The sequence below is a fragment of the Peribacillus frigoritolerans genome (genome assembly GCF_040250305.1).
Classification (GTDB): domain Bacteria; phylum Bacillota; class Bacilli; order Bacillales; family DSM-1321; genus Peribacillus.
In genome coordinates this window covers 274,442-295,552 of sequence record NZ_CP158190.1, presented here as the reverse complement: position 1 = coordinate 295,552, position 21,111 = coordinate 274,442, and the positions used below count along the sequence as shown (strand labels likewise).

Here is a 21,111-nt window from a genome sequence, read left to right as displayed (position 1 = left end):
TTATTTTTGCAGAGCTTGAACGACTTCCTCCAGCTTCATGCCCCTAGAAGCTTTAACAAGTATGATGTCATTTTCCTGTGTGGACGATTTTAGTTCCTCTATAAGCTTCTGCTTATCTTGAAAAGGACGAACCTGCTCCGATGAAAACGCCTTGCTCGCTCCCTTGGCAATAAACTCGGCTAAAGGACCATATGTGAAGATCTTATCGATCCGCTCACTGGAAATCAATTCACCAATTTTCAAATGAAAGTCTTTTTCCTGTGGCCCTAACTCCAACATGTCTCCCAATACAAGTATCTTTTTTTCGAATCCAGATAAGCCCTCAACCAACTCCACTGCTGCCTTAACTGAAGTTGGGCTGGCATTATACGCATCATTGATGATTTTCTGCCCTTTCGCGCCCTCGACCAATTCCATCCTCATATTCGTTAATTGAATGGTCGACAGACCTTTACGGATCGCTGAATCATCCACATTGAATTCTTTAGCAACCAAGATTGCTGCCAACGCATTAAGAACATTATGATTGCCTAAAACGGGTATCTCATAATTGGTTTCCTTATCACCGCTTGCGATTGTAAACGTGGTACTGTCTGCCCCTTGGTTAATAGCCTGTGGATATAAATCATTTTGTTCCGTACGTCCAAAAGATATTACGTTTAAATCAGGAAAATCCTTTTTGATCCGATTACGGAGCAATGGTTCATCACCATGATATATCAGCGTTCCATCTTTCGCCAAACCTTCTACAATTTCCAACTTCGCATTCGCGATTTCCTCTCGTGATCCTAAATCCAATAGGTGTGATTCACCGATATTGGTAATGATCGCAACATCAGGCTTTGCCATTTTGGATAAGAACTCGATTTCACCGCGGCTGCTCATTCCCATTTCCAACACAGCCGCTTCAGTATCCTCTGCCATAGAAAGCACTGTTAGTGGCAACCCTAAATGATTATTGAAGTTCCCATTTGTTTTATGAACTTTATAGGTAGTGGCCAACAGCGCAGCCGTCATATCCTTCGTAGTCGTCTTACCGTTGCTGCCTGTTATCCCAATGACTTTTATATTCAACTGCTGACGGTAAGAACGCGCCAATTGCTGAAGTGCTTTCTCGGTATTTTCGACAATGATTATCGGTAACTCATCAGGAGGATTCGGAACATCCCTTTGCCAAAAAGAAGCCGCAGCTCCTTGCTCTAAAGCTTGCTTGACATACTGATGGCCGTCAACCTGCTCACCCTTAAGCGGAATGAACAAACATCCTTCCTTAACCGTTCTTGAATCGATGGTAACCCCATTAATTCCTTCGGACTGGAATGGACTGATATCATTCAATCCCTCTGCCATTTCATGTACTTGTTTTAACGTTCTCTTTATCATTTTGTTCCTCCTACATTCATCGAACCGTTAATCGATCTCCATTAACCAAACGAAGCAGAAACCAGTTTAAATCGCACCGGTTCCTGCTGATTGGAATCCATCAAATCAATGCTTGATGGATTGTGGAGTTTACTGATACATTACTTGCATGATCAAACTGTATATTTGATTTGTTGTTTTTCCTGATGACGTTCCAAGGCAAGTTTCACGAGTTTTTCAATTAACGCTGGATAGTCGACACCTGTGTGCTTCCACAATAACGGAAACATGCTGAAAGGAGTAAACCCAGGCATTGTATTCACTTCATTAATATAGATTTGCCCCTCATTCGTTAAGAAGAAATCAGCGCGAACCAATCCAGAGCAATCCAATGACTTAAAGGCAGTAATGGCCATTTCGGATAAAGCTGCATACTCGCTTTCCGTTATCTCCGCTGGAATGACCATTGCAGAATTACCGTCAACATATTTTGCTGAATAATCATAGAAGGCAAAATCTTTCTTAGGGATGATTTCGCCTGCCACCGAACAAGACGGTTCATCATTACCAAGTATTCCAAACTCGAGTTCACGAGCTACGACCCCTTCTTCAATGATGACCTTCCGATCGAATTGGAAAGCTTCCGCTACCGCTTTTTCCAGTTCATCAGCATCATTACATTTGCTGATACCGACACTGGAGCCTAAATTGGCAGGTTTGACAAAACAAGGGTAACCCAATTCATCCGCTACCTTTTTAATGGCACTTTCAGTATTCTTCTCCCATTCAGAACGAATGAACCATGTGTATTTGACTTGAGGAAGTCCCGCCTGGGCAAAAATGTTTTTCATGATGACCTTATCCATTCCTGCTGATGAAGCCAATACGCCATTCCCTACATAAGGAAGGTTCAATAGTTCCAGCATCCCTTGCACGGTCCCATCTTCTCCATTTGGTCCGTGAAGCAATGGGAAAATTACGTCATACCCTGTTGATTCACTATTTTCTTCAGTTGAATGTGCCTGCAAGGCAAGGGGTGAGCTCGATTTATCCGATGAAAATGTCAATGCATCCACACTCTCGGCAGGTCCTGTTAACTTCGGTCCATTAATCCATGAACCCTCTTTTGTTATGTAAATCGGATATATATCAAACTTTGCTAAATCGAGAGCTTTAATGACCGCTAAAGCCGTCTGCATAGAAACCTCATGCTCCGCAGATTTTCCACCATAAAGCAAACCAAGTTTAGTTTTCATGAGTTATTACCCTCCAATATTCTTTTAACCATGTTCATTGTATCACTTTACACTAAAATGGTTAAAGCGAAACTTCCATCATTGATGCTTTTCCAATGATTACTATTCAGCGGAACACAGGATAAAACCGCCACATCCTGTGGCAACTCCTGTGCTAGCACATCCTGTGCGTCGCAATCGGGCGTTTACAGGCTGTTGGCCCACCACATTTCTTTTTCATTACATTTGCCACCGCTTCCCTTACAGCCTGTTAATGCGGGGTAAAGCGAAACTTCCATCATTGGCGCTTTTCCAATGATTACTATTCAGGGGAACATAGGATAAAACCGCCACATCCTGTGCGTCGCCCTCTCTTATCTTTTATGCATGAGATGGTAAGTCTTACACCTAAAAAAATTCAAGGGTGTCAAATAATCCATTCCACGAACTTTGGAAGTTTGGATAATCAGGAGAATGATGTATTTTTAATAACGCTTTCCCATACCCTTTCTTTTCGATTGAAGATAATAAAGGCATCCGGCTCTTTAATATCTTTACCTGAAAAGTCATCATGCATTTCATCCATGTTTAAATAATCCCCTACGACCCATGCCGGTATCTCAATTTTCGTTCTTGTATACTTAACATGCCGAAAGGAAAAAACGAGCCCCTCTGCCAGGATATGAGCCAAGGAAGAAATGATTTCTGCCGGAATCGCCGTCAGCTCTCTTTTCTTTCTGATTCCAAGCCAAGTCCTCTCTACTTTTAAAAGCTCCAGCTTTAGTGGAATCAGGCCTCCTAACATCTTATAATATGTCGAAAGAGAACGAAAATAAATTTTATTGAACCAGCCATCATCCTGGGCAAGGTACACAAATTGATTATTCAATTTACGGAAAAACGGAGGATCCAGATGAGTTTTTGCGTGCCCTAAATATAATAGTTCCGCTATTTCCCTTCCATCCAATTCATCCAACCCTTCTCTTTCTTCAAAATCGATCCAACAGAAATCTCCATATGCCCGGACATTTTCTTTAACTAGCTTCGCAATATCTTCAGATGAAGCACTCTCTAGCAGGACATTCAAATTGTATTCCCCGCCATTGAATTCATGTTTCAATAATAAGATGGAATCCAAGGTATATGGCAGCGAATAGACGAATTCACGAAAATTGAGTCCATTGAAAAGGACAAACCGTTCGGAAGCCTGCATATACATATATAAGATATCATTGCTATCATTCTTCATAACCTGACCCCCTCCGAGCTCTTAATCAATAATGTTATTTTACCAAACTTTTGGGTTTTCACGTAAGTTATATAACCCCCAATATTAATCATCATCAGCACCATGTGAATAATGCGAAACATGTACTCCATATTAACCAATATGTTAAGGAACACACTCGACAAACTAGAAATATCCATATTATAGTAAGAATGAAGATTTGGAGGATTAAATCATGGATAAAATTGAAAAAGGTTTTATCATTAATTCTTTTCATGGAGCCGCTTCCGTTTATGCTGATGCAACTAAAAAATTAGGTCTGTGGCAATCAGAGAATTATGCATTCGAAAAATATTTAAATCGGAAAGATGCAATCCTTGATATCGGATGCGGTACAGGAAGAACCACCTTCGCTCTATATAAAAAAGGATTCCAAAATCTAACGGGAATCGACCTGACTCCTGCCATGCTTAATGAAGCCGAAAAAATAGGGCATGAATATAACCTGGACATACCCTTTTTCCTTGGCGATGCAACCGACCTCCCTTTCAACGACACATCATTCGATAAAGCAATCTTCGCTTTTAATGGTTTAATGCAAATTCCCCAGCGAAAAAACCGCACATTGGCTTTAAAAGAAATCAACCGTATTTTAAAACCTGAAGGACTCTTCATTTTCACAACACATGACCGTGATAAAAACGAAAATTACCTGAACTTCTGGGAGCAAGAGGAAATGATTTGGTGTGTTGGTAAACAAGATGAGAGGCTTTATGAATTTGGGGATATTTTCACATCCGGAAAGACGCTTCAGGAAGATACTTACCTCCATATCCCAACTAAACTTGAAGTCCTTGAGTGCCTGGAGGAAGCACGGTTTACAGTCATCGAAAGCTTTTATCGAAGTGAATTATTCCATGAAAACGATGATGTCATCGCTTTCTCTTCCGATTGCCGCTTCTGGATCGTCCAAAAATAAGGTAGAACTTTTTAATTCAAAAAAAATCCAGAGTGAAATGTCACTCTGGATTTTTTGTATTAAGAAACTTGTTCTAATTCTTTTTTGGAAGGAGGGTTGAATTGACCTTCCCATTTAGAGATAACGATTGCCGCAAGTGAATTACCGATAACGTTTACTACTGTACGTCCCATATCAAGAATACGGTCGATACCGGCAATAAATGCTAGACCTTCAATAGGAATACCGACAGTTCCCAATGTCGCTAAAAGAACTACGAAAGATACACCTGGTACACCAGCAATCCCTTTGGATGTGATCATTAACACTAGCATCAGCGTAATTTGCTCATACACGCTTAAATCGATTCCGTACATTTGAGCGATGAAGATAGCTGCTAACGCTTGGTATAATGTAGAACCATCAAGGTTAAAAGAGTATCCAGTCGGGATAACAAATGTAGCAATATGTTTCGGACATCCCGCTTTCTCCATTTTTTCCATGATTTTCGGAAGAACCGCTTCAGAACTTGCAGTAGAGAAAGCAAGAATCAATTCTTCTTTTAGAAGTTTAATCAATGTAAAGATATTGAATCCTACAAATTTTGCAATAAGACCCAGGATGACAATTACAAAGAAAATCATTGTTCCGTAAACAGAAAGCGCTAACTTTCCTAACGGAATTAAAGATTCCAAACCGAACTTGGAGATAGTCACACCGATTAATGCAAATACACCGATAGGAGCGAATTTCATGACCATGTTAGTCAGGTAGAACATTCCTTCAGCTACACCTTGGAAGAAACGGAATACTGGTTTACCTTTTTCACCGATGGCCGCAATACTAAGTCCAAACAACACGGAGAAGAAAATGATCGCTAGCATATCGCCTTCTACCATTGCTTTAACTGGATTGGATGGTACGATGTGCACGAGTGTATCTACGAACGATTCATGCTGCTTAGTTTCTGCTGTATCAACATATGTGGAGATATCAGTTTGTTCCAGTTTATCCATATTCACACCAGCACCAGGCTGGATAATATTCGCTGAAATTAAACCAACAGCAATCGCTATCATAGTTACAACAACAAAGTATGATAATGATTTAGCACCTAGTTTACCTACCGCTTTCAAATCACCTACACCGGCAACTGCAACGATAAGGCTGGATACGATGATCGGCACTACGATCATTTTAATCATTCGTAGGAAAATGTCTCCGAATGGCTGTAAAAAGCTTTGGGCCGACTCATTACCATAAAAAATGGCACCAACGATAATCCCTAGAATTAAACCAATGAAAATTTGGCTAGCTAAACTTAATTTGAATTTCTTCATTTACTTTCCTCACCTTCCATAAAGTCTTTGATGCAAAAACATTTTTGTCTCGGTAAGGGAAACAAGATACTAATAAAAAGAAAGTAATTTTTCTTTTTTTGAAAAACTCTGTCTTTACGCCGAAAAAAAAGACACTTCATGTGTCGATTTCTTATTGGCGTGAATATTCACACATGTTCCCTTAAAGACGCTGACGAGGTTAGCTGTCGGGTTAGGAATTGGAAACACAAATGCCCTTTCATTTCTGAATTCACCCCTAGCGGATAAAATCCACAAAAATGGGTCCCCCGTTCTTGGAATAAGATTAAGCGAGTTAACTTATAATAAAATATTATACTAAAAATGATAATCTGTAAATATTAATTCGCATTAGTTCTAGAAAAAATCTTTAAATATGTCTGAATATTCTGCATTAAAGACTATTGTATCTATAATTACTCTTCCCGATTTTTAATCATATAAGTTATATTGATATATAATTAAGAACTAATTTGACATCACCTCTCTTGATGTAAGAAGCGGTTATTTTTCCAAAATGCCAAGCAACAGATATCTTACTTTTTCCCTAGAGGTGAATTTTTTATAAGTTGCCGCTTTCACTTTTTCAAATTGGATTGGGGTAATAAAATAAGAATGGTTCTTCGCCACATCCGGCTCCATTAGGATGACGTCACCCACCGACGGTCCCTTTATGATTTCTTGCATCCCTTCAGCCTTAAGCCCTTTTGTAATGTAATGTTTATCCACATAGCCTTTTTTAGTCAATTTGTAAACATAAGGCTGTTTATGGTATTGTACCGCCTCTATAGGAATGGAGGGTACACCTGCTTTCTCATTGGTTATTACAGTAAGGTTCACTTTGGATCCCACCAACAAAGCTTCCGTTTCTTCACCTTCCGATTCGATTAGTGCCTGAAATGGAAATCTGTTATCTTTTTTTAATGACGGCTCTTCAGCGGGATAGGAATGGATGCGGCCTATCTTCCCTTTCAATGCCGTTTTTGAATCAGAGGAACTTGCTTTTATAGTCATGCCCACTTCAGCCTTTTTCATTTCCTCTTCGGTGAAATCCCCTTCAATTGCCATATTTGTCGAAACAATGGATATAATGGGATTATTCAGGTTTTTATTGATATTTTTAACTACACCATCAGCCTCACTCGTCGACATGATCGCACCGGACTGACCCTCAATTGAACTTAATTTAGCGTCAAGCATTTTCACTTTTTCATTCAAGCTGTTTTTTTCCAGTTCCTGCTTGTACATTTCTTGCTCAATGTTACTTTTAATAAGATCTGAGGAACTTGTTGTTATATCAATTTTCAAGTTTTTTTCCACCGATTCATCAATGGCTGCTTTTTCAGGGTTACTGGTCAGGTTCCCTTGATAAGACCTCAACTTCCCTATGTATTCCTCAATCCCTGCAATTTCTCCCTCAGCTTCCGTTTTCTCTGCTTCTATATTCGCTTTAAGAGCATCAAGTTCAGTCGTCGTATACTCAAACAACGAGGAGCCAGCCGTAATCGCATCGCCTTCTTTAACAAGGAATTTCTTAAAATCATTTTTCTTGGTGTCAAAATAGATATCATACTCTTCTACAGGTTTAATTACCCCATTTGTTTGAATAGTATCCGTAATTGTATCTTTTTTTACCTTTGTCCAGTTTTCAACGAAAACAGTTCGTTCCACTTTGCTTTCTTTTTTTTCAATAAGGTATAAATTAACGGTTATTAACACTACCGACGCAATGGAGACCGCCGCCATTTTCCATTTCCCGCTCATTCATTTCACCCGCCTTATACAAATACGCCAACTTGGATGTATGCTAAAAAGGCTTTAACAAACCATGTGGCCAGATAGAATAGAACAATCATTAAAAGGACCAAATAATTATTTCGTTCTGAAAACTCCTTTAAATAAAAATATTGCAAAGCAATAATAAGAAATTGAAAAATGGTGATTTCGCTGAAAAAGTGAATGAAATAATCACTTCTGAGAAAATACTGACTGATGATCCCCAACGAAAAAGGATTGGCATCGCTGCCTATATCCATTAAAACGAATAGAGGAATCAGAAATATTTTTTCCACTAATTGCAAGACAAAAAGAATCATTTGAACGATAACTAATTTTATATATGGGATATCTGTAACGATCCAAAAGAATAGAGCTGATAAAAATATGTATATGGAAGGGTCGATTATGCCTGTTATTATGTTGCCGCTCAAAATCAGCAACTTTGCTCCTTCGAATTCTTCGGCACTCATATTCGTGATTTCTTTGGAAAATGATTCTGAACCAATGCCAAAATATCCCCCAATGGCGAATACTATAAGACTAAGAAAATATAAAAATAGTAATTTCAATCCAAGCTTTGTGACTGCCTCTGCATTTTGAAGCTGATAACGACTCCGATGAGGCTCTAAAAGGCCCTTTATTAATCTGACCTGGTACACCATATGTGGACCTCCTGCAAAAATTGATATATCTTCATATATTTTATCTTATTTTGGAAACAATTGCAGAAATAAGGAATGAATATACAAAAAAACACATAATCATTCCCATTCAAATTTAATCCGCCATATTAATTTGGAGTTAATACTGACAAATGTTGGGCAAGGACTTTAATGCGTGCAGGAGTTCGTCTATAGTTCTCTCCATCCATATCCACATCAAGCGGCCTCTTGGTTTCAATGGTCAGGGTATCGGCTTGTAAATAATTCACCCCAGAGTCAGAGATCATATTTTGCGTCCATGAACGCTTCATCGCTATTATTTCTAAAAATGCACCAAGGCTTGCATTTTCCAAGATGGCAACGCCGAAGAGTCCATCATCTGGACTGATCATGGGAAAGGGCAATAAATTGGTGCCGATAAAACAACCATTCAAAACCAAAATCATAACTGCTTCCCCTTCAATAACATTCCCATCATATTTTAGTTTATAGGAAAAGGGAGCATTCTCGCCAATCGTCCTTACAGCACTTAATAAATATCCTATCTTTCCAAACCTGTTTTTTTCCTGCTCAACAATATTGCTTGATGCATCTGAAATAAGCCCTACTCCCCAAAAATTAGAAAAATAATCGTTGTTGGCCTGGCCAATATCAATTGAACGAACCTTGCCATTCACTAATGCTTCTGCAGCTTGACGAACATTTTGAGGAATCTTTAATGTTCTGGAGAAGTCATTGCAAGTCCCTCCAGGTAAAATCCCAAACAGCGGCCGCCTCGGAAGCGGCGAAAGGCCATTTACACACTCATGTACCGTTCCATCTCCTCCTAAAACGAAAACTACATCCATGGCTTCACCATATTCCAAGCAAAAACGGCATGCATCGCCTTTTTCCTTCGTTTTCATAATGAGAAACTCATCAATATGCGGAGCTATTATTGGAAGACAACCCTCAAGATTCCTTTCGAGTTTATCATTACCGGCATTTTCATTATAAATCAGCATTCCCTTTTTCCATCGCATGATTTTGCCTCCATATTATAGAAAGAATTGTTTTCTTCCCATCACTTTTACCTTTTCCTAAACCCTCGCTTTTAAAACTCATTAAGAATCATGAAAAAAAGAGGCTATACGCCCCTTTCTGATAAGCCTTCATAAACTTGTCAAATAATCCTTCATCATTAAGATAAGTTTTGAAGACAAGGGACTTCTTTTATCATTTTTTTCCAAAAATAACAAAAGACTTTCCAAGATGATGGGGCTTGGCCTAACTTTTGAAAATTCTTCCTGGATCGCCTTTAAAGCTTCCGTATTTTTACGTGTATCCATGCCCTCTTCTTTACGTGTTTCCACTTCCAGCATCCTGACGATGATCGAATGGATTTCCTCTTTTGGGCTCATATCCCGCATCGAGCATCCTGGTAGGGGAAATTGTTTCAATAATGGATCTTCCATGTTCTGCAGGCTTGCGATAATTGAATCCATCCGGTTCAATATGAAGCTAGGTAACAATTCCACATCGAAAGCATTTTGTTTCCTGATCAATATTCCGATATATCCTTTGAAAAGGGAATCCAAAATTATGGTGCAATCCGGCAAAAGATCAGGCGAAAGTCCCGGGTATAACTCAGTGATTTTACGCTTGAACCAAATCAAGCCCTCTTCATGGATATAATGTAAAAATCTATCTAGTTCTTTGCTGATATGGACCATTTGTTCCTGCATCATCATTTGAATCAAGTTGGTATTTCCCGTCATATGCTCAATGTGAACAGTGATTTGCCTCATGAACTTGTCTTTACTGGACAACGAAGCATCCAGTTCAAGATCAAGCAATGAGTCCGTCAACGCTTCATAATAAAATTTAAAAATGGAGACCAGTAATTCTTCCTTCGACTTAAAATGATTATAAAAAGACCCCTTTGCTATCCCACATTTTTCAGCAATTTCCTGAACGGAAGTGGCATGATAGCCTTTCTCCGCGAAAAGTTCTACAGACTTATCTATGATCATCTTATTTTTTTCTTTCATCAAATTCATCCTATCTCTTAAAATTATCCGTTGGTGACCAGTGGGTCACATCTTCCGAATTGTATCCCAAAACCCTTGAAATCACAACGTTAACGCTAACGAATATTATCTGTTGCAATCATAATCCATATACTATATATTTGAGCTTGTGACCGATTAGTCACAATTTTATGTATGGAGGGTACAAGCTTGAATTCAATAATTAAATTTTCATTAAAGAATAAATTGGCAATTTGGTTGCTTACGATCATCATCGTTGCAGCTGGTTTATACTCAGGTTTAAACATGAAACAAGAAACCATTCCAAGCATCTCGACTCCTTTAATAAGCATCTCCACTGTATATCCTGGAGCTGCACCTGAAGAAGTAGCAGATAAACTCACGGACCAGATTGAGCAGAAAGTAACAAATTTGCCAGGAGTAGAATTAGTCAGTTCTTCGTCCATGGCTAATGCCTCTTCCGTCCAATTACAATATGATTATGATACGGATATGGACGACGCTGTAAAAGAAGTGAAAGAAGCTTTAGAGAAATTAGAACTGCCTGAGGGTGTGGATGCCCCAAGCGTCTCAAAATTAGAATTAAACGCTTTTCCTGTCGTCGCCCTCAGTGTAACAGATAAGGGTTCTGATTTACCAGCTCTTACAAAAAACGTCGAAGAGGTGTTGGTGCCTAAACTTGAAGGGATTGACGGCGTGACTTCCGTATCAATTTCCGGACAACAAGTAAATGAAGGCAGCCTTGTATTCGACGAGGAAAAGATGGCTCAATACGGGCTCGATGAAGAAACCGTAAAGAAGGTTATCCAGGCCGCAAACGTCAACATGCCGCTTGGCATATATAACTTTGATGATAAAGAAAAAACGATCGTTGTGGATGGAAACATCTCCACATTAAAAGACCTGAAAAATATAAAGATACCTTTAACCGGCGGCTCTCAAACAGGAACGCCAGCACAAACCGGACCGGAAACCAATCAATCAACTCCTGATATGGCAACAGGTCCTGCCCAACTGCAAAATGTCAAATTATCAGACATTGCCGATGTTAAAATCACCGGTAAGGCTGAATCGATTTCAAGAACAAACGGTAGCGAATCGATTGGAATCCAGGTTACAAGATCGCCTGATGCCGATACAGTTGCAATCGTAGACGAAGTAAACGAAGAAGCATCTAATTTCAAAGAGGAGTTTAAAGGCGTAAGTGTACACACTACGCTCGATCAAGCTAAACCGATTAAAGATTCTGTTGAAACCATGATCAGCAAGGCACTCTTCGGCTGTCTGTTTGCCGTCATTGTTATCATGCTGTTCCTTAGGAACTTTAAAACGACTCTCATTTCCGTCATTTCGATTCCATTATCCCTGTTAGCAGCGCTTTTGGTGCTCAAACAAATGGATATTTCCTTGAATGTCATGACACTTGGGGCAATGACGGTTGCCATTGGCCGAGTCGTCGATGACTCCATTGTCGTCATTGAAAATATTTATAGAAGAATGGCCTTAAAAGGCGAACAATTAAAAGGCGGCGAATTAATACGATCAGCCACTAAGGAAATGTTCATCCCTATCCTTTCATCGACAATCGTTACTGTAGCCGTATACCTGCCTTTAGCAAGCGTTACAGGACCTGTCGGGGAACTATTCATGCCATTTGCCTTAACAATGGTGTTTGCATTAGTCGCTTCATTAATAATCGCCATCACTCTTGTTCCGGCAATGGCAGACTCTTTATTTAAAAAGGGACTATCTAAAAAAGAATTAAAATCACATGAAGAAAAACCAAGCAAACTATCGGCATTCTACCGAAAAGCACTGGATTGGTCGTTAAACCATAAGTTAATCACTTTCGGTACAGCCATTGTATTATTGGTCGGCAGCTTATTCCTGATCCCAAGCATCGGTGTCAGCTTCATGCCTGCAGATGAAGAAAAAACGATTATCGTCACATACACTCCCGCACCTGGAGAGTTAAAAGAGGATATTGAAAAGCAAACAGAAAAAGTAGAAAAATACTTCATGGATAAAAACGATGTGAAGACCGTTCAATACACACTTGGTGAAAGCATGATGGGCGGCATGATGGGTGGCTCGAGTAACTCGGCTCTCTTCTATGTACTCTATGATGAAGACACCGAGAATTTCGGGGACAAAAAAGAAACCGTCATAAAAGATTTAACTGAACTTGATTCACCTGGAACATGGAAACAACAAGAATTCACGTCAACATCAAGCAACGAAACAACTCTATTTGTTTACGGAAATACACAAAAAGATATTGAACCGGTAATTGACGATATTCAAAATATCATGAAGAAAAATAAAGATTTAAAAGATGTTGATACAAGTCTTTCCGATGCTTATGAGCAATATACTCTAGTTGCAGATCAAGAAAAGCTAAGTGACCTTGGACTGACAGCTGCACAAATCGGCATGTCCATTGCCAATACGAATAAAGATGATGCTTTAACTACCATTAAGAAAGATGGAGAAGAAGTCAAAGTATATGTCGAGACAAAAGAAACGACATTCGAAGACAAAAAAGATCTTGAGAATACGAAAATTTCTTCTCCAATGGGAATGGAAATCCCATTGAAAGAGCTTGTGAAAATCGAAGAAGGCAAAGCTTCCGATACAATCAGCCGCCGCGATGGAAAAATTTATGCCGACGTGTCTGCAACTATCAAAACGGATGATGTGGCAGCAGTAACAGCAGATGTACAAAAGGAAGTTGATAAATTGGACCTTCCGGCAAGTGTCACTATAGACTATGGCGGAGTGACTGAAGATATCCAAGAATCATTCACTCAACTTGGTATCGCTATGTTAGCGGCCGTTGCTATCGTATACTTTGTCCTAGTCGTTACTTTCCATGGTGGTTTAGCACCAATAGCCATTCTCTTCTCCTTACCATTTACGGTAATCGGGGCATTGGCAGGGCTATTCGTTGCAGGTGAGACCATCAGCGTTTCGGCAATGATGGGTGTCCTGATGCTTATTGGTATCGTTGTAACCAATGCCATCGTATTGGTGGACCGTGTTATCAAGAATGAAGAATCAGGGCTATCTACCAGGGAAGCTTTACTCGAGGCAGGAGCCACCCGTCTACGCCCAATCCTGATGACTGCCCTTGCCACAATCGGAGCTTTAATACCTCTGGCAATCGGTGCAGAAGGCAGTGGATTAATATCACAAGGTTTGGGAATTACCGTTATTGGCGGACTTGTGAGTTCTACATTGCTAACACTTGTAATAGTACCGGTAGTATATGAAGTCATAATTAAAATAGGTAAAAAGAAGAAAAAAACAGTTAAGTAAAGAATTAAAAAAGAGGGGATTCCTAATATTAGGAATCCCCTCTTTCTTGATTCAACAATGCAATATGCTCTTATAAATACAACTGCACAGGCCCCAACGTCACGTCCTGTTCGTCATTTCCAAGGAAATTCGTTTGTTTTAAAATCTTATATTAACAAAAAAGGGAAAGAGCTCGCTTTCCCTTTTAATTTATATGGATTAATGTTTGGTGAAAGTTTGGTCTATCGCATTTGCCAGGTCCAGCGATTTTTCTTTTAGATAACGCTTCGTTACGTTTAAATCTTTATGACCGGCAAGCTTGGATATCGTTTGTATATCTATTCCATTATCCACTAACCTTTGGCAAAAGGTATGTCTCAGTTTATGTGGATGCACATTGTATTTTTTTAATATATATTGAACTGACCTCGGAGTAATCCTTTGATTATAGCTTGAGATGAATAACGGATCTGCTTTATCTTTTAAAGAACAAAGATAATTTTGTACATGCTGTATAGCCGATATTGTAAGTGGAACGGATCTATCGATTTCACCTTTTGCGTTCCTGACAAGTATATAATTTCGTTCTGTTTCCATGATGACGTCGCGGCCATTTAAGTCACATAATTCGGAGACACGGATTCCTGTATGTAACAAAAGGTAGACGATGGCAATGTTTCTTAGATTTCCTTCTGCTTCTATATCTCTTAACAAAATCTGCTGTTCATTTATGCTTAAAGTTTCAGGTACCTCAAGCTTGTGCTCCTTAACCTTACGTTCCACAGAAAGCATTACTTGCGGTTTACCTAAAAATTTAAAGAAAACATTTAAGGCGATATAGTGTTTTTCGATAGTTCCTGGGCTTTTCTTGCAATTTTCCAAATAATCAAGATAACCCTGAACATCTTCAGAATGAATCTCCATCAATATCTTTTGTGTCTGGTCACAAAACTGTGAAAGGACACCAGTATACGTTTTGATCGTATTAGCTGATTTGCCTTGGTCTCTCAACCATTCAGCAAACGAAAAAATCATTTCATCTTTAGCAGAGGTATCCATCGGCTATTCCCCCAATGACAGTTTCAGAACTACGTTAAGTTTAACATATATCCCTATAGAAACGAAGAATTCTGTCCCTTTGTCTTAATCAGATATGGATAATGCAGATAGAAGTAAAAATTAATATGCATCCATAGTATGCCCTACCATGTATACTGCATATAACCTTCCTTATGGTCCTTTTTACTTCTCTACTTTTTAACAGATTTAATATACTTAAGGATTGACAACGGCAAAAAAAGACCAGCCGGATGGCGGATCTTTTGAAATGGCTTGGCGGCGTCCTACTCTCACAGGGGGAAACCCCCAACTACCATCGGCGCTGAAGAGCTTAACTGCCGTGTTCGGAATGGGAACGGGTGTGACCTCTTCGCTATCGCCACCAAACATATGAGGAACATTGTTCCTTCAAAACTAGATAATAAGAAGGTATTTCATTTTTTAAAAAGCGTTGGTTAAGTCCTCGATCTATTAGTATCAGTCAGCTCCACATGTCACCATGCTTCCACCTCTGACCTATCAACCTGATCATCTTTCAGGGATCTTACTAGCTTGCGCCATGGGAAATCTCATCTTGAGGGGGGCTTCATGCTTAGATGCTTTCAGCACTTATCCCGTCCGCACGTAGCTACCCAGCTATGCCTTTGGCAAGACAACTGGTACACCAGCGGTGCGTCCATCCCGGTCCTCTCGTACTAAGGACAGCTCCTCTCAAATTTCCTGCGCCCGCGACGGATAGGGACCGAACTGTCTCACGACGTTCTGAACCCAGCTCGCGTACCGCTTTAATGGGCGAACAGCCCAACCCTTGGGACCGACTACAGCCCCAGGATGCGATGAGCCGACATCGAGGTGCCAAACCTCCCCGTCGATGTGGACTCTTGGGGGAGATAAGCCTGTTATCCCCGGGGTAGCTTTTATCCGTTGAGCGATGGCCCTTCCATGCGGAACCACCGGATCACTAAGCCCGACTTTCGTCCCTGCTCGACTTGTAGGTCTCGCAGTCAAGCTCCCTTGTGCCTTTACACTCTACGAATGATTTCCAACCATTCTGAGGGAACCTTTGGGCGCCTCCGTTACTCTTTAGGAGGCGACCGCCCCAGTCAAACTGCCCACCTGACACTGTCTCCCACCCCGATAAGGGGCGCGGGTTAGAATTTCAATACAGCCAGGGTAGTATCCCACCAACGCCTCCACCGAAGCTGGCGCTCCGGCTTCTCAGGCTCCTACCTATCCTGTACAAGCTGTACCAAAATTCAATATCAGGCTGCAGTAAAGCTCCACGGGGTCTTTCCGTCCTGTCGCGGGTAACCTGCATCTTCACAGGTACTATAATTTCACCGAGTCTCTCGTTGAGACAGTGCCCAGATCGTTACACCTTTCGTGCGGGTCGGAACTTACCCGACAAGGAATTTCGCTACCTTAGGACCGTTATAGTTACGGCCGCCGTTTACTGGGGCTTCGGTTCAAAGCTTCGCTTGCGCTAACCTCTCCCCTTAACCTTCCAGCACCGGGCAGGTGTCAGCCCCTATACTTCGCCTTGCGGCTTCGCAGAGACCTGTGTTTTTGCTAAACAGTCGCCTGGGCCTATTCACTGCGGCTTTTCTGGGCTATTCACCCTAAAAAGCACCCCTTCTCCCGAAGTTACGGGGTCATTTTGCCGAGTTCCTTAACGAGAGTTCTCTCGCACACCTTAGGATTCTCTCCTCGCCTACCTGTGTCGGTTTGCGGTACGGGCACCTTACATCTCACTAGAGGCTTTTCTTGGCAGCGTGGAATCAGGAACTTCGGTACTATATTTCCCTCGCCATCACAGCTCCGCCTTAATGGAAACGGGATTTGCCTCGTTTCCGGCCTAACTGCTTGGACGCGCATATCCAACAGCGCGCTTACCCTATCCTTCTGCGTCCCCCCATCGTTCAAACGATGTATAGGTGGTACAGGAATATCAACCTGTTGTCCATCGCCTACGCCTTTCGGCCTCGGCTTAGGTCCCGACTAACCCTGAGCGGACGAGCCTTCCTCAGGAAACCTTAGGCATTCGGTGGAAGGGATTCTCACCCTTCTTTCGCTACTCATACCGGCATTCTCACTTCTAAGCGCTCCACCAGTCCTTCCGGTCTGACTTCAACGCCCTTAGAACGCTCTCCTACCATCGACACCATACGGTGTCAATCCACAGCTTCGGTGATACGTTTAGCCCCGGTACATTTTCGGCGCGGAGTCACTCGACCAGTGAGCTATTACGCACTCTTTAAATGGTGGCTGCTTCTAAGCCAACATCCTGGTTGTCTAAGCAACTCCACATCCTTTTCCACTTAACGTATACTTTGGGACCTTAGCTGGTGGTCTGGGCTGTTTCCCTTTCGACTACGGATCTTATCACTCGCAGTCTGACTCCCAAGAATAAGTATTTGGCATTCGGAGTTTGACTGAATTCGGTAACCCGTTGGGGGCCCCTAGTCCAATCAGTGCTCTACCTCCAATACTCTCATCTTGAGGCTAGCCCTAAAGCTATTTCGGAGAGAACCAGCTATCTCCAGGTTCGATTGGAATTTCTCCGCTACCCACACCTCATCCCCGCACTTTTCAACGTGCGTGGGTTCGGGCCTCCATTCAGTGTTACCTGAACTTCACCCTGGACATGGGTAGATCACCTGGTTTCGGGTCTACGACCTCATACTCATTCGCCCTATTCAGACTCGCTTTCGCTGCGGCTCCGTCTCATCAACTTAACCTCGCATGAAATCGTAACTCGCCGGTTCATTCTACAAAAGGCACGCCATTACCCATTAACGGGCTTTGACTACTTGTAGGCACACGGTTTCAGGATCTATTTCACTCCCCTTCCGGGGTGCTTTTCACCTTTCCCTCACGGTACTGGTTCACTATCGGTCACTAGGGAGTATTTAGCCTTGGGAGATGGTCCTCCCTGCTTCCGACGGGATTTCTCGTGTCCCGCCGTACTCAGGATCCACTCAGGAGGGAACGAAGTTTCAACTACAGGGTTTTTACCTTCTTCGACGGATCTTTCCAGATCGCTTCATTTACCCCGTTCCTTTGTAACTCCATGTTGAGTGTCCTACAACCCCAAGAGGCAAGCCTCTTGGTTTGGGCTAATTCCGTTTCGCTCGCCGCTACTCAGGAAATCGCGTTTGCTTTCTCTTCCTCCGGGTACTTAGATGTTTCAGTTCCCCGGGTCTGCCTTCAGTACCCTATGTATTCAGGTAAAGATACTGTTCCATTACGAACAGTGGGTTTCCCCATTCGGAAATCTCCGGATCAAAGCTTACTTACAGCTCCCCGAAGCATATCGGTGTTAGTCCCGTCCTTCATCGGCTCCTAGTGCCAAGGCATCCACCGTGCGCCCTTTCTAACTTAACCGTTAAAAAAGATCTTACAGATGCTTTGAAAAAAATTAATTGCCTTCTATCTATTATCTAGTTTTCAAGGAACAAAGCAGAAAGAATCCATCACATCGTGATGTTTGTCTTTCCTATTTGAATGAATTACTCATTCAAAACTGAACAAAACAAAAGCGCTCTCGTAATTATCCTTAGAAAGGAGGTGATCCAGCCGCACCTTCCGATACGGCTACCTTGTTACGACTTCACCCCAATCATCTGTCCCACCTTAGGCGGCTGGCTCCATGAAGGTTACCTCACCGACTTCGGGTGTTACAAACTCTCGTGGTGTGACGGGCGGTGTGTACAAGGCCCGGGAACGTATTCACCGCGGCATGCTGATCCGCGATTACTAGCGATTCCGGCTTCATGCAGGCGAGTTGCAGCCTGCAATCCGAACTGAGAATGGCTTTATGGGATTCGCTTACCTTCGCAGGTTTGCAGCCCTTTGTACCATCCATTGTAGCACGTGTGTAGCCCAGGTCATAAGGGGCATGATGATTTGACGTCATCCCCACCTTCCTCCGGTTTGTCACCGGCAGTCACCTTAGAGTGCCCAACTGAATGCTGGCAACTAAGATCAAGGGTTGCGCTCGTTGCGGGACTTAACCCAACATCTCACGACACGAGCTGACGACAACCATGCACCACCTGTCACTCTGTCCCCCGAAGGGGAAAGCCCTATCTCTAGGGTTGTCAGAGGATGTCAAGACCTGGTAAGGTTCTTCGCGTTGCTTCGAATTAAACCACATGCTCCACCGCTTGTGCGGGCCCCCGTCAATTCCTTTGAGTTTCAGCCTTGCGGCCGTACTCCCCAGGCGGAGTGCTTAATGCGTTAGCTGCAGCACTAAAGGGCGGAAACCCTCTAACACTTAGCACTCATCGTTTACGGCGTGGACTACCAGGGTATCTAATCCTGTTTGCTCCCCACGCTTTCGCGCCTCAGTGTCAGTTACAGACCAGAAAGTCGCCTTCGCCACTGGTGTTCCTCCAAATCTCTACGCATTTCACCGCTACACTTGGAATTCCACTTTCCTCTTCTGCACTCAAGTTCCCCAGTTTCCAATGACCCTCCACGGTTGAGCCGTGGGCTTTCACATCAGACTTAAGGAACCACCTGCGCGCGCTTTACGCCCAATAATTCCGGACAACGCTTGCCACCTACGTATTACCGCGGCTGCTGGCACGTAGTTAGCCGTGGCTTTCTGGTTAGGTACCGTCAAGGTACCAGCAGTTACTCTGGTACTTGTTCTTCCCTAACAACAGAACTTTACGACCCGAAGGCCTTCTTCGTTCACGCGGCGTTGCTCCGTCAGACTTTCGTCCATTGCGGAAGATTCCCTACTGCTGCCTCCCGTAGGAGTCTGGGCCGTGTCTCAGTCCCAGTGTGGCCGATCACCCTCTCAGGTCGGCTACGCATCGTCGCCTTGGTGAGCCATTACCTCACCAACTAGCTAATGCGCCGCGGGCCCATCTATAAGTGACAGCGTAAACCGTCTTTCCATCTTCTCTCATGCGAGAAAAGAACGTATCCGGTATTAGCTCCGGTTTCCCGAAGTTATCCCAGTCTTATAGGCAGGTTGCCCACGTGTTACTCACCCGTCCGCCGCTAATCTCAGGGAGCAAGCTCCCATCGATTCGCTCGACTTGCATGTATTAGGCACGCCGCCAGCGTTCGTCCTGAGCCAGGATCAAACTCTCCGAAGAAATGTTTGACTTGCTCATTTGCTTTTTTGATAGTGTGTGCTCACTTAAAAATTTAACGTTGGCGCTTTGTTTTGTTCAGTTTTCAAAGAGCAATTTCACAATCGTCCTTAACGAACGGCTGTTTATTCATCATAACATCTTATTGATTAGTTGTCAACTTCTGCGAAGTTTTTAACTTATTTTAAATCGCTGTGTTTTTCAGCGACCATTTCATCTTATCATTTCCATAGTAAGAAGTCAATAGTTATTATTTCTTTCAGCAATCAGCCAAAAGTGATGAAGTTTTTCGTTTGTTTTAATTGGTGCTTATTTATATTAATCCTTTCCCACCATAAAGTCAACACATTTCACAATAAATAATTCCTTTTCTCAAAGATAGATCAAGATTGGTTTCAAGGTAGTCGGACAGAGCTGAAGGCATCCCGACAAAGCCTTAATGCTTTTTATCTTTTGAGCTGTTTTCGTAAAGTTTGTTGGTTTTGAACAAAGGAATATTATGGGATATAGTGAGATAAAGTAGTAAGTAATCTTTTTGAGGAGTGATTAAATGGCATATGCTTATACTTTATTTGTTATTTCTGTAATATGCTTTGTTTGTTATCGGCTGATTAAAAAGAAATCAGCACCTTCAAATAGATCACACCTTATGATGACATCACAACGGGAATTAAAGATGACGATATAAACCCAATACAGGATACAAATCATCACATTCAATATGAAGAGAAATCAAATAACGACAAGAGCGTTTAAAGCAAGCAGTCTTGTCGTTATGTGTTCAAGAAAGCAACACTGTATGCGAAAACAGCCATCTTTTTTTCGTGACCTTATGAAAACAAAAAAAGACCAGCCGGATGGCGGATCTTTTTAAATGGCTTGGCGGCGTCCTACTCTCACAGGGGGAACCCCCCAACTACCATCGGCGCTGAAGAGCTTAACTGCCGTGTTCGGAATGGGAACGGGTGTGACCTCTTCGCTATCGCCACCAAACATATGAGGAACGTTGTTCCTTCAAAACTAGATAATAAGAAG

General features: G+C 42.0%; 11 protein-coding genes, 4 rRNA genes and 1 riboswitch. Of the genes, 2 read left to right on the top strand and 13 right to left on the bottom strand.

Annotation, left to right across the window (positions count from 1 at the left end; genetic code table 11):
- From ABOA58_RS01470 to ABOA58_RS01460, 3 genes are all read right to left on the bottom strand, one after another.
- Positions 1 to 1,383: a UDP-N-acetylmuramoyl-tripeptide--D-alanyl-D-alanine ligase gene (locus ABOA58_RS01470; RefSeq protein ID WP_350300952.1), complete on the bottom strand. Its 1,383-nt coding sequence runs from the start codon at positions 1,381 to 1,383 to the stop codon at positions 1 to 3.
- Positions 1,384 to 1,535: 152 nt separating this feature from the next.
- Positions 1,536 to 2,618: a D-alanine--D-alanine ligase gene (locus ABOA58_RS01465; protein ID WP_350300951.1), complete on the bottom strand. Its 1,083-nt coding sequence runs from the start codon at positions 2,616 to 2,618 to the stop codon at positions 1,536 to 1,538.
- 445 nt (positions 2,619 to 3,063) lie between these two features.
- Positions 3,064 to 3,846 (bottom strand): hypothetical protein, encoded by a 783-nt coding sequence (locus tag ABOA58_RS01460; protein WP_350300950.1) that lies wholly within the window; start codon positions 3,844 to 3,846, stop codon positions 3,064 to 3,066.
- Between the two features lie 214 nt (positions 3,847 to 4,060).
- Here ABOA58_RS01460 and ABOA58_RS01455 point away from each other — a divergent pair, with 214 nt between their 5' ends.
- Positions 4,061 to 4,804, top strand: a complete 744-nt coding sequence (locus ABOA58_RS01455; RefSeq protein WP_350300949.1) for a class I SAM-dependent methyltransferase — start codon at positions 4,061 to 4,063, stop codon at positions 4,802 to 4,804.
- Positions 4,805 to 4,863: 59 nt separating this feature from the next.
- Here the strand turns inward: ABOA58_RS01455 and ABOA58_RS01450 are convergent, their stop codons facing one another.
- From ABOA58_RS01450 to ABOA58_RS01430, 5 genes are all read right to left on the bottom strand, one after another.
- Positions 4,864 to 6,123 (bottom strand): cation:dicarboxylate symporter family transporter, encoded by a 1,260-nt coding sequence (locus ABOA58_RS01450; RefSeq protein WP_350300948.1) that lies wholly within the window; start codon positions 6,121 to 6,123, stop codon positions 4,864 to 4,866.
- A gap of 173 nt (positions 6,124 to 6,296) precedes the next feature.
- Positions 6,297 to 6,444, bottom strand: a riboswitch (cyclic di-AMP (ydaO/yuaA leader).
- Between the two features lie 201 nt (positions 6,445 to 6,645).
- The gene (locus tag ABOA58_RS01445) at positions 6,646 to 7,905 is read right to left on the bottom strand and encodes an efflux RND transporter periplasmic adaptor subunit (protein ID WP_350300947.1); all 1,260 of its coding nucleotides are present in this window, start codon (positions 7,903 to 7,905) and stop codon (positions 6,646 to 6,648) included.
- 14 nt (positions 7,906 to 7,919) lie between these two features.
- Positions 7,920 to 8,582 (bottom strand): hypothetical protein, encoded by a 663-nt coding sequence (locus ABOA58_RS01440; protein ID WP_350300946.1) that lies wholly within the window; start codon positions 8,580 to 8,582, stop codon positions 7,920 to 7,922.
- Positions 8,583 to 8,710: 128 nt separating this feature from the next.
- Positions 8,711 to 9,604, bottom strand: a complete 894-nt coding sequence (locus ABOA58_RS01435) for a diacylglycerol/lipid kinase family protein (protein ID WP_350300945.1) — start codon at positions 9,602 to 9,604, stop codon at positions 8,711 to 8,713.
- A gap of 129 nt (positions 9,605 to 9,733) precedes the next feature.
- Complete coding sequence (locus tag ABOA58_RS01430; RefSeq protein WP_350300944.1) at positions 9,734 to 10,612, bottom strand: TetR/AcrR family transcriptional regulator; 879 nt, start codon at positions 10,610 to 10,612, stop codon at positions 9,734 to 9,736.
- A gap of 189 nt (positions 10,613 to 10,801) precedes the next feature.
- Between ABOA58_RS01430 and ABOA58_RS01425 the strand changes: the two genes are divergently transcribed.
- Positions 10,802 to 13,930, top strand: a complete 3,129-nt coding sequence (locus tag ABOA58_RS01425; RefSeq protein WP_350300943.1) for an efflux RND transporter permease subunit — start codon at positions 10,802 to 10,804, stop codon at positions 13,928 to 13,930.
- Between the two features lie 198 nt (positions 13,931 to 14,128).
- Here ABOA58_RS01425 and ABOA58_RS01420 read toward each other — a convergent pair whose 3' ends face one another.
- From ABOA58_RS01420 to rrf (ABOA58_RS01400), 5 genes are all read right to left on the bottom strand, one after another.
- Positions 14,129 to 14,968 (bottom strand): tyrosine-type recombinase/integrase, encoded by an 840-nt coding sequence (locus ABOA58_RS01420; protein WP_350300942.1) that lies wholly within the window; start codon positions 14,966 to 14,968, stop codon positions 14,129 to 14,131.
- Between the two features lie 271 nt (positions 14,969 to 15,239).
- A 5S ribosomal RNA gene (gene rrf / locus ABOA58_RS01415) occupies positions 15,240 to 15,355 on the bottom strand.
- Between the two features lie 64 nt (positions 15,356 to 15,419).
- Positions 15,420 to 18,352 (bottom strand): 23S ribosomal RNA (locus ABOA58_RS01410).
- A gap of 176 nt (positions 18,353 to 18,528) precedes the next feature.
- A 16S ribosomal RNA gene (locus ABOA58_RS01405) occupies positions 18,529 to 20,079 on the bottom strand.
- Between the two features lie 874 nt (positions 20,080 to 20,953).
- Positions 20,954 to 21,069, bottom strand: a 5S ribosomal RNA gene (gene rrf, locus ABOA58_RS01400).
- The 16S, 23S and 5S rRNA genes sit together here, the layout of an rRNA operon.
- Positions 21,070 to 21,111 lie beyond the last annotated feature (42 nt).